Here is a 14,065-nt window from a genome sequence, read left to right as displayed (position 1 = left end):
TTCAAACTTCATATAAGATCCAATATGCCTTGAGTTGGGTTCTCATTAATCAGACAAGTTCTATTTTTCAGTTTCATCTTCTTTAAGCCAGTTTCCATCAGAATCTATAAAAACTTGCTCTTGCTCACCTTTTACATCCAGGTTCAGTTTATAAACCTTGGCTTCATCATCTTTGGTCATCACCCAGGCTTCACTAGCTACTGCACCATTATAGTCGGTCAAAACAGCATCTTTGATATTCTGTGGTAATGAGATCACATCGATAGATTCAAATTCCGTAGTTTCCTGTTCCATTTCTACTTCGGTCTCTACTTCTGTCTCTTCATCCTGTGCATGTAGATTTCCTGTAGTAAAAAATAAAGCTGCAATGGTTGCTGTACTTAAAATAAACTTTTTCATAATGTTTGTTTTGTGGTTATGTAAAGAATAGAGTCAAAATCATACCAAATTGAATCAATTCTACGGAAGCGCCTGAGAACCAAATTATTCGAAGCATTACTTAATTTATTTCACACTTAATTATGTAGATATTCTGTGATTTTTAGGAAATGAGTGTAGAAAATCAGAGTCATTTTTCCAGTGGCACATAAATACAGAAAGGGCTCCCGAAGGAGCCCTTTCAATCCGAAAATCTAAATTATAAAACAAAATAAATTAAGTGTAACTCATTTTGTTCCCAATACTAACCTATTTACTTAATAGTAATAATTATACCAAAACTTGAAAACTCCATTCAACTCCCCTAAAACTCTTTGTATCAGTGACGTAAAAGATTAATAGACAAATTTAAGATGAATGCCAATTCCAAAAATTACGTGGAATCTACAGAACAACTGAGGATTTAATACCCACATTTACTTCAATGGATCTTTTCTATTCGCCTTGATCTCTGATCTCTTCTTTTTAGAGTGTAATCTTTTCAGTTTTGAAGCCCGGGATGGTTTTGTCTTCTTTCGAGGTTTCTGTCTTTTTAAAGCAGATTTTATTAATTCCATAAAATTATAAACTACGATCTCACGATTCGTATGCTGACTCCGGGAATCTTCACTCGACATCCTCAGGTAACCATCGCGATTGATCCTGTTTTCAAGCTTCCTTTGGATTCTCCCTTTTTCGGCTTCTGAAAGTCCGTTGGAATTCTCAACATGAAAACTAAGTTCCACTTTTGTAGACGTCTTATTAGCATGTTGCCCACCGGGACCAGAACTTCTTACCGCCTTGAACTCAAGCTCTGTTTCAATTTGATGTTGATCCATTAAGCTGGTTGATGAGAATCCTTCAGCAGGTCTGAAACCGTTTTCACAGGATTAAAAGTTTCCACAGGAACTTCTACAAAGATCGTATTCCAGCGTGCCATTCCACCATTCCACAAACCAGGTCTCTCTAAAGCCTTCAACTCCTTACCATCTTTCGTTTTATCTGCAATAAAACTCATGTCTTCATCTACATACTCATTAAGATCATAAGCTTCTCCTTTTTGGTCTTTAAGTCCGCAAACAATATCCACCGGATTAAAATGTGTAGCTTCACGCGCTGTTTTAGCCTGTTCGGGATTGTTATTATCGATCTGTGCTCCTTCAATTATTTGTAGAGAAGTATTCCCGTCACTATCTTTTACAAGAAACGGACCTCCACCTGGTTCACCTTCATTCTTTACCATCCCGCAAACACGCAGTGGTCTACGAAGTTTGTGCTTCAGGTTTTCCACGAACATATCGCCATCACTACCAGATTTTACAAATAATTCATCATTCAGAAATGTCTGGATCTCATCCAGTTTTTCATGCGATACATTTCCTTTGTCCAGAGTTTCAAGGTACTCATATACTTTAGTCTGAACCTTCAGCAGTTTTCCTCCCAGTAATTTCTTATGATCGGCTACCTGTTGAACTTTATCTTCAGTAACCACATTATCGATATTCTTTACAAATACGATATCTGCGTCTAACTGATTCATGTTTTCGATAAGCGCGCCATGGCCTCCGGGTCTAAAGAATAAGGTATCCTCCTTAGTTCTAAAAGGCTCAAATTCGCCTGTGACCGCAATGGTATCTGTTTTTGGATCCTGGTAAGAATACTGGATCTCGAATTTAACCCCTGTAGACTTTTCTACACGTTCTCCAACATCATTCCACTCAGCTTCAAACTTCTCGCGATCTCCTTCAGCTACCGTAAAATGAAGTCTGGCAACTCCATCTACAGCAATGTACTTTGCGGCTTCGAATAAATGTTCTTCAAAAGCCGTGGAAATATGAGTGTCGTATTTATGAAATGGAACCAGTCCTTTCGGGAGATTACTGAGAAAGAGACCATCTGAATCGAGAATCGTATGTACCAGAATGGAATGCTGATGATCGTGAGAGAGATCCTCATAGTCTGGATGGCTCATTTTCGCTTTGTTCACCGCATGTTTGTAGAATGGTAATTTATCCACGTGATTAAAAAATCTTTGAAGGTCTGCATCACCCTTTCTATCAAGATATTCTCTTAGCTCATCATTTTCCGGATCAAATTCTTCGGAAAAGTTATGCAAAGCCTTGAACATTCTGGAAGCTGCACCAGATGCAGGTACGAACTTAAGAATGCTGTATTTAGATTTTTCTGAATTGTAGAAATCTATCAATTCATGTTTTTCAGCAGCTTCGATCCTGCTAATTCCTTTTCCTACCGTAGCAGCTTCGGTTATATTCACTTTCAGGTTACCACGTTTAAAGATGGCAATCTGGTCTTCTACTTCATCTTTACTTATTCCTTTTTCCTTAATCTGAAGGTTATCTTTTTCGCTAAAATTCACTGGTTATGAGTTTTTAATAGTTGGTCAATTTTTTTAACTGCGGAATTTAATCGGGTTTGCCGATCACCTTTCAGAATCATATAAGGTTTTTGATATTCATCGAGCGTTTGCTGAAATCTCTGAAACATTCCCTCACGGTCGTGAGGTTTATCCCTTAGATCATCTGGCGTCCACGGAACATCAATATACGTTAAAAAGTAGAGAGCGTATTCGTTGTTTAACGCATGTTTAAGAAGTTGCGGATCTACGAAATTATCATAGTAAGCTTCAGAATATACCTTTATCTCCAGCAGATCGGTATCACATATTAGAAGCCTGTCTGCCTGTCCTGACTTCTCATTTTCCAATTCCATCTGTCCACGGGCGATAGGTAAGATATCCTGGGGCTCGCAAACTCTATGTTCGAGATCCCATACTTTCTGAAGGTATTTCCGCATAAATTCTGGCACCAGCGGTTCAGAATAGTATTTAGACAGATCTTCTGAAAGTGTAGTTTTCCCAGAAGATTCAGGGCCGAATAAGACTATTTTCAGGCAGGACGAAGGTCGTTGCGCAAGTTTTTCTTCCATGCTAGATAACCGTAAATGGCAATTATAGTAAATAAAAGATATTGTAAGCTGGTTAAAGTTAGCCCTTTATAAAAGTACAGCGGTACAGAAATAATATCTCCAATGATCCAGTAGATCCAGTTTTCGATTTTCTTTCGTGCCATAAGCCACATTCCTACAAAGAATATCGCAGTTGTGATCGTATCTACGTAAGCCGTCCAGTTATTCCATTTATCGAACCATTCATAGATCCCGAAAACAAAGAGCAGTGTTCCTGTGAATATTACTACCGAAAGTATTTTTTCTTTTCTGGTGGTAGAAGTAATTGGCGTAAAGTGATCATCATCTACTTTCCTCGTCCAAACATACCAGCCGTAAATACTCATGGAAAAGTAATAGGCGTTGATCATCATATCCCCAAGCAATTCCCATTGCCAGAGCAAGTACACGAAGATCATCGTGCTTACAATACCGGTTGGATAAACGAGTATATTATTTTGCTTGGAATACCAGACAGAAAGAAAACCAAAGATCACAGCAATGATCTCCAGAATTATAAAAAGCGTAGGATATTCTGAGTACTGACTAAACAGGTAATCAAAAATCGGCTGCATAGTCGGAGCGATCAGATTTTACAATTTTCACGTACATGAGTCCGCGGTCGATCGCTTCAAATGCATTTTTGATCTCTTTATTGAGCAGACCCATAACTTCATCATAATCACCATATACCTGAGTACTTAGAGGGTTTTCTTTTACGGTGAGTCCGGATTCACGCATTTTTTTGATAAAATTGATGATCGCCGGTTCGTAATCATCCTGAATTGGGGTTAGCGTAAGTTCTACTGAAATGTTCATAATAGCGGTTTGTATTCCAAAGTTAGCTATTATCTGAAGTTTACTGAATGGTCGGGAGCTTAAATTTGATCAACCCAGAACTTTTCTCAATCGGCCTGCCTTATAATCATATTTAAAAAACGGCACGTTTCGTTGTTGCACTGAGCCTGTCGAAATGCGGTCTTCTGAAGAAATGATAAATTAAATCCGGTATAATGAAACAAACTTAGATAATAGGGAATCTGCAGCAGGTTGTTGCACTGAGCCTGTCAAAGTACGCCTTCTGAAGAAATGAAAAATTTCATCCGGTACAATGAAACAAACTTTGATAATAGATAACCTGAAACAAGTTGTTGCACTGAGCCTGTCGAAGTGCTGTTTTCAGAATAAATAAGTATTATCAACTTATATTTAAAAAACTATTTTTCAAAAGCAGTTCCCATGACCACCATTGTCGCACCAGATTTATAAGCATTTTGCATTTGCTGCGGCGTGCGAATACCGCCACCAACAATTACGGGAATTTTGAGACTGGAAGACACAGCCTTAATCATTTCCGAAGAAACTGGATATTCAGCACCACTTCCTGCTTCCAGATAAATCAATTGTTTTCCTGAGTATTGTCCTGCCAGCGCGGTATTCACGACTAGCTTCACCTCTTTCTGATCAATAGGAATGGTTTTACTTACTTTTTGAACTGAAGTTTCCCTGCCACCATCAATAAGGATATAACCCGTAGGAATCACTTCAAGATCTGAACTTTTGATCTTCTCCACAGAACGCACCTGTTGCTCGATTAAAAATTCAGGATTTCTCCCCGAGATCAAGCTTAAAAAAAGCAACGCATCTGCTTCCGAAGAGATTTGAGAATAATCACCGGGGAAAAGTATCACCGGAAGCCTGCTCACCAACTTGATCGCTGAGACCACGGCACAGGTTCTCCCATGTTCTACCGTACTGCCTCCAACTAAAATATGGGTCGTTTCAGAAGGCAGGTTATGAAAAAAATCATCAACCTGTTTCTCATCAAATTTATCGGGATCTATCAGGATTGCAAGTAACTTTCTGTTCTCTACATAAGCTTGCTGTATATCCTGCAAATAGCTAAGCACTTCAGGCATTACTTATTGTTTCCAGTAGAAGAAAGCGCATAAACACAGGTGAAATTCTCAAATTCGAGGAAATCGATGTCATACCAGGAATCCAGTTCATGGTATCTTACATGCGCGGTAGTTTTCGAATCGTCAAAATCAAAGTCGGTCACATTGATATGCTGTAAAAAACCAACTCCAGGGCGAGCGATCAATTTGTAAACAGATTCCTTAGCACCCCAGACTATGGTAAGCTTCCGTATCAACGCCTCTTCATTCGCCAACGTGTGATATTCGTTAAGCGGAGTAAATTTGTTAGCGATCTTCAGGATCTTTTCCCGTTGCTTTTCAATATCGATACCCACGTCACGATTACTAATAATGATCGCGGTGAAATTGAACGAATGAGTAATGGAGATATACCTGTCATCACGAAGATGTGGTTTCCCTAGATCGTCATAATAAAGATCATGATCTGTATACCCTGCTTCGTCCATTAAATGTCTAATGCTCATGAATCCACGACGGTGAATTTCAGATTTCATACCGTCAACTCTTTTTTGACAATGTGCAGTAAGATCGATCCCGTTTGCCAGCCAATCAAAAGACTCTTCCACCTTCCAAATGAAGACTTTAGTACGTTCATCAACTGTTATTGTTTTATAAAGAGGCATATATTTTCTAAGCTTTTCCTTATTTTTGCGACATTAAAATTGCTAATATTCAAATATAATAATATGTCAACTAAAACAGTACCGTATACCGCCTATAAAGTCAAAGATATTGAGCTAGCCGAATATGGCCGCCTTGAAATTGAACTTGCTGAAGCTGAAATGCCGGGACTTATGGCATTGCGTAAAGAGTTTGGGGAATCCAAGCCTTTAAAAGGTGCCAGAATTGCGGGTTGTTTACATATGACGATCCAGACTGCAGTTCTTATCGAAACTTTGGTAGAACTAGGAGCAGATGTAACCTGGAGCTCATGTAATATATTTTCTACTCAGGATCATGCTGCTGCTGCTATTGCTGCTGCTGGTATTCCTGTTTACGCTTGGAAAGGAATGACTGAAGAGGAATTTAACTGGTGTATCGAACAAACACTTTTCTTCGGGGAAGATCGTAAGCCACTAAATATGATCCTTGATGATGGTGGAGATCTTACTAATATGGTCCTTGATGAATACCCTGAACTTGCTGGTGGAATTAAAGGACTTTCAGAAGAAACAACTACAGGAGTTCATAGACTTTACGAGAGAATGAAGAACGGAACATTGCCAATGCCGGCAATCAACGTAAACGATTCTGTAACCAAGTCAAAATTCGATAATAAGTACGGTTGTCGTGAGAGTGCTGTAGATGCGATTCGTCGTGCTACAGATGTGATGCTAGCTGGTAAAAGAGTTGTTGTTTGTGGATATGGTGATGTTGGAAAAGGAACAGCACAATCCTTTAAAGGTGCTGGTTCTATTGTAACTGTTACTGAAATTGATCCAATTTGTGCTTTACAGGCTGCAATGGATGGTTTTGAAGTGAAACAACTGGAAACTGTTCTTCCAAAAGCAGATATCGTAATCACTACTACCGGAAATAAAGACATCGTACGTGGAGAGCATTTCGAAGCGATGAAAGACAAAACTATTGTGGCGAATATTGGTCACTTTGATAACGAGATCGCTGTTGCCTGGTTAAATGAAAACCACGGAAGTTCTAAAGTAGAGATCAAACCACAGGTTGATAAATATACTATCGACGGGAAAGATATCATCCTTCTTGCTGAAGGTCGTTTGGTGAATTTAGGTTGTGCAACTGGACATCCTAGTTTTGTAATGAGCAATTCATTTACAAACCAGACCCTGGCACAGATGGAACTTTGGAATAACACAGATCAGTACAAGAACGAAGTTTATATGTTACCGAAGCATCTTGATGAAAAGGTTGCAAAGCTTCACCTTGAAAGAATTGGGGTTGAATTAACTGAACTTAAACAGGATCAGGCAGAATATATTGGTGTAACGGTAGAAGGACCTTACAAGCCAGAATACTACAGGTACTAGGAATTAATCACCTGTTGATTACAAAAGCCTCTGCTCTCGCAGAGGCTTTTTTTTTGTTAATTCAGTTCATAATTTAATTTCAGTTTAACAAGCCTGAGTTAAAAAGCCTAATCCTGAGTTAAAAGCTTCTTTTCAGAAAACCGAAGTTGGTAAGTTTCGTAAATATTACCGTAAACAATAATCAATAAAAAAGTTACTTATGAAAATTTTGAAAAAACCTTTATTATTTATAGCGATGAGCGCTATGCTAGGATTCACCTCTTGTTCAGACGATGATGATGACGTGACTGATGATATAGTTGAGATGGATTCTGCAATGTTATATGCTACCACACATTCTGGATCTGTAGTACGGTACAATCTTGATGATGGTACTTCTTACACAGTAAATACTTCTTCTACAGATGCAGAAGGAATTTTTTACGATGAAGATGACAGTTCTTTAATCGTAGCTTCCAGAGACCCTAAACAACTTCAGTATTACGGAGATGTTGATATGTGGGATGGATCTATGTCTACAGTATCTGCAGAGTTTATGAGCTCTAGTGATCTAATGAGCCCTAGAGATGTTGCTGTGAATGGTGACCTTATCGTAGTTGCAGATAATGCTGATGTTGATGGTGATGACACCACAGCAGATGGTAGATTTTACATCTATAGCAAAGAAGACAACGGTTTTACGTTAAGAAACACAGTAACCGTAGACTTTAAAGTTTGGGGTATCGAGTTTGTTGGAAATACATTGTATGCGATTGTAGATACTACAAACATGCTTGCTAGTTTCGACAACTTCCTGTCTAATAACACAGATGGAATGGTAAGCGCTACAAAAACAGTTATGGTAGAAGGAATCGTGAGAACTCATGGTTTAGACTATGATGGTGGAACGATGGTACTTACAGATATTGGTGATGCAGGATCAGATTCTGATGGTGGACTTCATGTAATTACTGACTTTGACAGTAAATTTAATAATACAATGGATGCTGCAACTTTAGCTCTTTCAGATCAAATGAGAATTTCTGGAGCAGCTACTTTATTGGGTAACCCGGTAAATGTTGCTTATGATGCAGATTCTGATATGATCTATGTTGCTGAACTTGCTAATGGTGGTGGTAGAGTACTAGCTTTTGATGATGCATCAAAAGCAAGCGGAAATGCAACTCCAGCTGTGAATAATATGCTTTCTGGAGTATCTGCAGTATATTTTGAAGACTAATTTAGTTTTTTAGTTTCAAAAGAAAAGCCCGGTCGTATGACCGGGCTTTTTGTTTTCAATTCCGAAAGATTATTCAGGAATCACTACCGCAGTTTCTTCAGAAAGTACATTCTGGCCTTTTAACCAGTCCTGGAAACCTGCTTCTCCCATACGGGCTTTCATTGCTTTAGTGCTTACAGCAGTACCTTCTACAGTCACTCCAGAAACGAAAGGATAGCTGGTGTATCTTACCACACCATCAATTAGCATGTCATACTCTGGCCCTGCTTCTTCCAGAGCTTCATCCATAGCATCTTTGATGTTCCATCCAATTCCTAGAAAATAAGATTTCTTACCCTCAGTTTTTACACCCTGAGCTCTGTCGATGTCAAGATTTACATTTTTAGAACTAATTACGGTAAAGTCAACCAGTCTAAAAGAGCAACTGGATAATGTCATTGCAGCGATGGCAATGATTAGTAAAGATTTAAACTTCATTTGGTTAGATTAAGTGTTTCCCCTACTCTCAGGATTTTCGGGTTCCTCCATACAAACGAAGATAGTATTTTTTATTTCACGTCTAAGAGTGAATTTTAAACTTTCTAAAAGCTCTTAATTTAAGGATAGATTAAATTTTTTCATCATTTTATAGATACACCGAAAAACCGGTTTGGTCGCTTTATCTGAGTCTGAATTATCAAATCTGAATTTTATAATCTTTGATCCAGGTTCTTCTGAAGAATTGCTAAAACCACTACCGTCCAGTACAAACCTGGTTTTTTCAGAAAAGATAAAATCTGTAGCATATTTTTTTATGAGTCCGCGTTTTCCTGAAGAACTTTTCATAATCCTGAGTATTAATGAATTATTAAGTTACGAAAAATTCATAATTGAAACCCTAAAAGTGCTATATATCGTTAGAATTGGCACAAAAGATCGATTAATGAAAAAAAATTTAACGATGAATCCAATTAAGAAAACTTAATAATGACAAATCTCTATGAACAAATTATCATACTACTGAGGCAATTTCAATATTGTAAAACTGAGAAATCAATTTTAGATAATTTTTTTTCATTTGAGATTAACTGCCAGCTCTATATCCCCATTCAATTTCAAAATTCCTATTTCTTTTTAACGCTCCCTCAACATCATAAACCAGATTAAATTTATAATTTTGGAATAATTCCTATTTAATGGATTTATTCCTATTATGAAATTAGAGAAATCAATTATACACCTTGATCTTGATACCTTTTTTGTTTCCGCAGAGAGGCGTCTGGATTCAAAATTGAATGACAAACCCCTTATCGTAGGTGGTCTGGGAGATCGTGGCGTGGTAGCAGCATGTAGTTATGAGACTCGCAAGTTTGGAGTACATTCCGGGATGTCTATGAAGGTGGCCAGGCAACTCTGCCCGCAGTCTATCGTGATCAAAGGGAATGCTTCCACATACACAAAATTCTCCCATGAGGTCACCGAAGTTATTCGTAGCAAAGTTCCTTCTTTTGAAAAGGCCAGCGTAGATGAATTCTATGCAGATCTTACAGGAATGGATCGATTTTTCGGGATCACCCAGTTTGCTAAAGAACTTCAGGAAACTATCAAAAAAGAAACTTATTTACCTATTTCCTTCGGACTTTCCACCAACAAAGTGGTTTCCAAGATCGCTACCGGCGAAGGCAAACCTTATGCCCAGAAAGTGATCGAAGCAGGTTCAGAAAAAACATTTCTTGCTCCGCTTGCAGTGAACAAGATCCCGATGATCGGGAATAAAACCTTTCAGAAATTATTAAATCTCGGCGTTCGCAGGATTGAGACAATTCAGAAGATGCCTGTAGAGGTTTTAGAGAGCGTTCTGGGTAAGAATGGCCGTACTATATGGAAACGTGCTCACGGGATCGATAATCCTCCTATAATTCCGTTTCACGAGCGCAAATCTATTTCAACTGAAAGAACCTTTAACCGGGATACTATCGATATGATCCGTTTGCATGGTACGCTGGTTGCCATGGCAGAAAGTCTTGCCTATCAGCTTCGCCGGGGAAATAAACTTGTCTCCACAGTGAGTGTAAAGATCAGGTATTCAGATTTTCAAACTTATAGCAAACAGGTAAGGATCCCGTATACCAGTGCAGATCATATTCTAATTCCTAAGGTCGAGGAGCTTTTTAAACAATTATACAGCAGGCGCTTGCTCATCAGGTTGATCGGTGTGAAATTTAGCGGACTCGTGGGCGGTCACTACCAGATCAATCTTTTTGATGATTCTGAAGATATGCTGAATCTCTACAATTCTCTGGATAAGATCAAAAATCGCTTTGGTGAACATGCGGTGATGCGTGCTGCTGCAATGGATGCGAAAACCATCGGCAGAATGAAGAATCCTTTTAACGGGGAGCCTCCTATCGTTCTTGCTCATAGAAAACAATAATGATGATCTATTCTGAAGTATAAAAAGATTAACTGATGTATTTAAACTGCCACACTTACTATTCACTGCGATATGGGACTTTTCCCATCAGGGAGTTGTGTGAGCTTACCTACTCCAACGATATCTGGCAGTTTGCTATTACAGATATCAATAATACTTCAGCCTGTCTCGAATTCTTGAGGCTTACCAATGGAACCAAAATCAAACCGGTTCTGGGAATTGACTTTAGAAATGCTGCCGAGCAACAATATATTGGACTGGCGAAAAACAATGCTGGCTTCCTTCAGCTAAACGATCATCTTTCAAATCACCTACATGAAAAGAAAGATTTTAAAACTGAAGCTCCGCAACTACCCGATTGTTTTATTATTTATCCCTTCGGAAAAGTGGTGGAACAAAAACGTAAAAATTTCAGAAGCAATGAGTATATAGGAGTGTCCAAAGAGGAGATCGGGAAATTAAGGTTTTCAGAATATAGAAATCTGAAGGATAAACTGGTTATTCTACAAACGGTAAGCTTTCGGAATAAAAAAGACTTTAATGCACATCGCTTACTCAGGGCGATCGACAATAATTTGCTGCTTAGCAAGCTTCCGGAAACAGAACAGGGAAAAGCTTCACATAAAATGTATCCCAAAAAAGAAATGGAAGCCGCTTTTGAAGATTTCCCTCATATTCTGGAGAATACACAACATATTATGGACGCCTGCAAGGTTCATTATGACTTCGGAAAGGGACAGAACCGAAATTTAAAAGTCTACCGAAATACGATTGAAGAAGATGCTGATATGATCCGGCGGCTCACCTACGAAAAACTTCCTGAGAAATACCCAAAAGCAAATCGGGAAGTTTATACGCGGGTTGAAAAAGAACTGGAGTCTATCATCAGGCTTGAGTTTGTTTCTTATTTTCTTATCAACCTGGGAATTGTGGACTATGCTCGTTCGCAGAATTATCCATTTGTAGGACGTGGGAGCGGTGCGAATTCGGTTGTTGCCTATATTCTTGGAATCACCAATGTAGACCCTATAGAACTCGATCTTTATTTTGAACGTTTTATAAATCCTAACCGAAAATCTCCGCCAGATTTTGACCTTGATTTTTCATGGAAAGACCGTAATGATATTACAGATTATATTTTTGGCACTTATAAGAATACTGCGCTTATGGGTACTTATGTTACTTTCAAACAGCGCGCGGTTGCCCGTGAACTCGGGAAGGTTTTTGGTTTGCCTAAAGAAAATATCGATAAGCTCGCTTCTGGTTTCTACACCTATTACAACCTGGATCATCTGGAGAAACTGGTGATCCGTTACAGCAAACTCATAGAAGGCTTTCCTAACTATTTGAGTGTTCATTCCGGCGGAATTTTAATCCTGGACGATTCGGTTCATAATTATGCTGCTACGTTTTTACCTCCCAAAGGCTTCCGAACGATGCAGATCGATATGAATATTGCTGAAGAAGTAGGCATTCATAAATTTGATATTCTTGCCCAACGCGGACTCTCAAAAATCACCGATACCATCGAGATCGTAAAACAGAATCAGCCAGACGCTAAATTAGAGGATATCGAAAATATCAAAGCTTTTAAGGAAGATCCTGCTATTAACGAATTGCTCACCACCGGCGATTGTATGGGTGTATTTTATGTGGAATCTCCTGCCATGCGAGGTTTACTTACAAAACTACAAACCCGGGATTACCTTAACCTGGTTGCAGCAAGTTCCGTAATTAGACCAGGAATTTCCAGCGCGGGAATGAAGGATGAATTTATTCTAAGACATCGTTTTCCTGAAAAAAGAAAGGAAGCTCACCCAGTAATGTACGAGATTATGCCCGACACTTATGGTGTGATGGTTTACCAGGAAGATGTAATGAAAGTCGCTTACCATTTTGCCGGTTTGAGCCTGGATGATGCAGATGTATTACGAAGAGGAATGAGTGGAAAAAAAACTTCCCGGGGGCAAATGGAAAAGATCGAGAATACCTTCCGAGAAAACTGTGATACTAAAGGCTACGAACCAAAACTGATCGACGAAGTCTGGGAACAGATCTCTTCCTTTGCCGGCTATGCATTCCCAAAGGGACACTCGGCTTCCTATGCTGTGGAAAGCTACCAGAGTTTGTACCTGAAGAAATATTTTCCGCTTGAATTTATGGTAGCAGCGATCAATAATGGAGGTGGTTTCTATGATTTGCAGACCTATATTCAGGAAATAAGACGATGGGGCGGCACGATTCACGCTCCGTGTATTAATAAAAGTGATCACCCCAATGTGATCTACGGAAAAAACGTCTATCTAGGTTTTGGATACATTAAAGAGCTGGAAATAAAAACTATACAGCAAATACTGGAAAACAGACAGTTCTTTGGAGAATTTAGTTCGCTGGATGATTTTATAGACCGTATCCAGATTTCTATTGAGCGACTTAGCTTATTACTGAAAATCAACGCCTTCCGGTTTACCGGCATGGACAAACACGAACTTTTATGGAAAGCCTATTTTAAACTGGACAGGAGTAAACCAAAAACGAATCAGCCGCTACTTTTTAAACCTAAGCATAAGGATTTTGAATTACCGGAATTTGAAGCTTCCAGAATGATCGAAGCTTACGACCAGATGGAACTTCTGGGATTTCCGCTATGCAGTCATTTTGAATTACTGAAAGATCCTCTAAAGCAGAATGTGGTGACAGCTTTGCAGTTAAAGGATCATATCGGGAAAAATATAGAGATCTATGGTAACCTGGTAAATTCTAAAAAAACCGGAACTTCAAATGGTAAATACATGTATTTTGGCACTTTCTATGATCCTGAGGGAGTAATTTTTGATGTGGTTCTTTTCCCTTCAGTAGCCGAAAAGTTTCCTATAAGATCTAAAGGAATCTACCTGTGTTATGGTGAGGTGGTTTCCAATCTTGGATATATCTCCATTAGCATCAAAACTCTCACCAGACAGGCTACGCAAACTGATCCAAGACTGGTGGGAACTAATTTTAAGTTTGCTGTGTAGAAATTTTGCTTAATACTGCTATATTCTTAGCCAGTAGCAATCAGATATGCTTCCGAAATAAGATGAAATTGAAATTTCAGAAAGGCAAAATT

At 38.7% G+C, this 14,065-nt stretch carries 14 protein-coding genes; 4 read left to right on the top strand and 10 right to left on the bottom strand.

What is annotated here, in order from left to right; genetic code table 11:
- Nucleotides 1-60: 60 nt before the first annotated feature.
- The 8 genes from ABVM50_RS05455 to ABVM50_RS05420 form a co-directional block, all read right to left on the bottom strand.
- The gene (locus ABVM50_RS05455; protein ID WP_405200311.1) at nt 61-399 is read right to left on the bottom strand and encodes a hypothetical protein; all 339 of its coding nucleotides are present in this window, start codon (nt 397-399) and stop codon (nt 61-63) included.
- A gap of 455 nt (nt 400-854) precedes the next feature.
- Complete coding sequence (arfB, locus tag ABVM50_RS05450; RefSeq protein ID WP_405200309.1) at nt 855-1,256, bottom strand: alternative ribosome rescue aminoacyl-tRNA hydrolase ArfB; 402 nt, start codon at nt 1,254-1,256, stop codon at nt 855-857.
- On the bottom strand, nt 1,256-2,794 hold the full coding sequence (locus tag ABVM50_RS05445; protein ID WP_405200308.1) for a DUF4301 family protein: 1,539 nt from the start codon (nt 2,792-2,794) through the stop codon (nt 1,256-1,258). The genes arfB and ABVM50_RS05445 overlap by 1 nt, the downstream gene beginning before the upstream one ends.
- Nucleotides 2,791-3,363, bottom strand: coding sequence for an AAA family ATPase (locus tag ABVM50_RS05440; protein WP_405200307.1), 573 nt, complete (start codon nt 3,361-3,363; stop codon nt 2,791-2,793). Before ABVM50_RS05440 ends, ABVM50_RS05445 begins: the two co-directional genes overlap by 4 nt.
- Nucleotides 3,324-3,956: a nicotinamide riboside transporter PnuC gene (pnuC, locus tag ABVM50_RS05435; RefSeq protein WP_141876621.1), complete on the bottom strand. Its 633-nt coding sequence runs from the start codon at nt 3,954-3,956 to the stop codon at nt 3,324-3,326. The genes ABVM50_RS05440 and pnuC overlap by 40 nt, the downstream gene beginning before the upstream one ends.
- Nucleotides 3,940-4,200: a YkoF family thiamine/hydroxymethylpyrimidine-binding protein gene (locus ABVM50_RS05430; RefSeq protein WP_219552067.1), complete on the bottom strand. Its 261-nt coding sequence runs from the start codon at nt 4,198-4,200 to the stop codon at nt 3,940-3,942. Before ABVM50_RS05430 ends, pnuC begins: the two co-directional genes overlap by 17 nt.
- A gap of 398 nt (nt 4,201-4,598) precedes the next feature.
- On the bottom strand, nt 4,599-5,300 hold the full coding sequence (locus ABVM50_RS05425) for a geranylgeranylglyceryl/heptaprenylglyceryl phosphate synthase (protein WP_405200306.1): 702 nt from the start codon (nt 5,298-5,300) through the stop codon (nt 4,599-4,601).
- Entirely contained in the window at nt 5,300-5,944 is a 645-nt protein-coding gene (locus tag ABVM50_RS05420; RefSeq protein ID WP_405200305.1) for a 4'-phosphopantetheinyl transferase family protein, read from the bottom strand. The genes ABVM50_RS05425 and ABVM50_RS05420 overlap by 1 nt, the downstream gene beginning before the upstream one ends.
- Nucleotides 5,945-6,007: 63 nt before the next feature.
- Here ABVM50_RS05420 and ahcY point away from each other — a divergent pair, with 63 nt between their 5' ends.
- Together ahcY and ABVM50_RS05410 are read left to right on the top strand one after the other, a co-directional pair.
- Complete coding sequence (ahcY, locus tag ABVM50_RS05415; RefSeq protein WP_405200304.1) at nt 6,008-7,324, top strand: adenosylhomocysteinase; 1,317 nt, start codon at nt 6,008-6,010, stop codon at nt 7,322-7,324.
- 199 nt (nt 7,325-7,523) lie between these two features.
- Entirely contained in the window at nt 7,524-8,543 is a 1,020-nt protein-coding gene (locus ABVM50_RS05410) for a hypothetical protein (RefSeq protein ID WP_405200303.1), read from the top strand.
- Between the two features lie 69 nt (nt 8,544-8,612).
- Here ABVM50_RS05410 and ABVM50_RS05405 read toward each other — a convergent pair whose 3' ends face one another.
- Both ABVM50_RS05405 and ABVM50_RS05400 read right to left on the bottom strand, forming a co-directional pair.
- Nucleotides 8,613-9,020: a hypothetical protein gene (locus tag ABVM50_RS05405; RefSeq protein WP_298246750.1), complete on the bottom strand. Its 408-nt coding sequence runs from the start codon at nt 9,018-9,020 to the stop codon at nt 8,613-8,615.
- A gap of 114 nt (nt 9,021-9,134) precedes the next feature.
- Nucleotides 9,135-9,368 carry a hypothetical protein gene (locus ABVM50_RS05400; RefSeq protein WP_405200301.1) on the bottom strand — a complete coding sequence of 78 codons (234 nt, stop codon included), beginning with the start codon at nt 9,366-9,368 and terminating at the stop codon, nt 9,135-9,137.
- A 367-nt stretch (nt 9,369-9,735) separates the two neighbouring features.
- On the opposite strand from ABVM50_RS05400, the gene dinB reads away from it, so the two are divergent.
- Entirely contained in the window at nt 9,736-10,956 is a 1,221-nt protein-coding gene (gene dinB, locus ABVM50_RS05395; protein WP_295178737.1) for a DNA polymerase IV, read from the top strand.
- A 35-nt stretch (nt 10,957-10,991) separates the two neighbouring features.
- Complete coding sequence (locus ABVM50_RS05390; RefSeq protein ID WP_405200300.1) at nt 10,992-13,973, top strand: DNA polymerase III subunit alpha; 2,982 nt, start codon at nt 10,992-10,994, stop codon at nt 13,971-13,973.
- Nucleotides 13,974-14,065: the final 92 nt, after the last annotated feature.

This window comes from Christiangramia sp. LLG6405-1 (genome assembly GCF_045055805.1).
GTDB lineage: Bacteria > Bacteroidota > Bacteroidia > Flavobacteriales > Flavobacteriaceae > Christiangramia.
The sequence above is the reverse complement of the archived record's forward strand: the minus strand, read 5'-3'. Positions and strand labels throughout refer to the sequence as shown.

Coding starts and splice junctions, on each gene's coding strand:
- ahcY (WP_405200304.1), top strand. CDS start 6,008: ATGTCAACTAAAACAGTACCGTATACCGCCTATAAAGTCAAAGATATT.
- arfB (WP_405200309.1), bottom strand. CDS start 1,256: ATGGATCAACATCAAATTGAAACAGAGCTTGAGTTCAAGGCGGTAAGA.
- ABVM50_RS05455 (WP_405200311.1), bottom strand. CDS start 399: ATGAAAAAGTTTATTTTAAGTACAGCAACCATTGCAGCTTTATTTTTT.
- ABVM50_RS05420 (WP_405200305.1), bottom strand. CDS start 5,944: ATGCCTCTTTATAAAACAATAACAGTTGATGAACGTACTAAAGTCTTC.
- dinB (WP_295178737.1), top strand. CDS start 9,736: ATGAAATTAGAGAAATCAATTATACACCTTGATCTTGATACCTTTTTT.
- ABVM50_RS05410 (WP_405200303.1), top strand. CDS start 7,524: ATGAAAATTTTGAAAAAACCTTTATTATTTATAGCGATGAGCGCTATG.
- pnuC (WP_141876621.1), bottom strand. CDS start 3,956: ATGCAGCCGATTTTTGATTACCTGTTTAGTCAGTACTCAGAATATCCT.
- ABVM50_RS05405 (WP_298246750.1), bottom strand. CDS start 9,020: ATGAAGTTTAAATCTTTACTAATCATTGCCATCGCTGCAATGACATTA.
- ABVM50_RS05425 (WP_405200306.1), bottom strand. CDS start 5,300: ATGCCTGAAGTGCTTAGCTATTTGCAGGATATACAGCAAGCTTATGTA.
- ABVM50_RS05430 (WP_219552067.1), bottom strand. CDS start 4,200: ATGAACATTTCAGTAGAACTTACGCTAACCCCAATTCAGGATGATTAC.
- ABVM50_RS05440 (WP_405200307.1), bottom strand. CDS start 3,363: ATGGAAGAAAAACTTGCGCAACGACCTTCGTCCTGCCTGAAAATAGTC.
- ABVM50_RS05400 (WP_405200301.1), bottom strand. CDS start 9,368: ATGAAAAGTTCTTCAGGAAAACGCGGACTCATAAAAAAATATGCTACA.
- ABVM50_RS05390 (WP_405200300.1), top strand. CDS start 10,992: ATGTATTTAAACTGCCACACTTACTATTCACTGCGATATGGGACTTTT.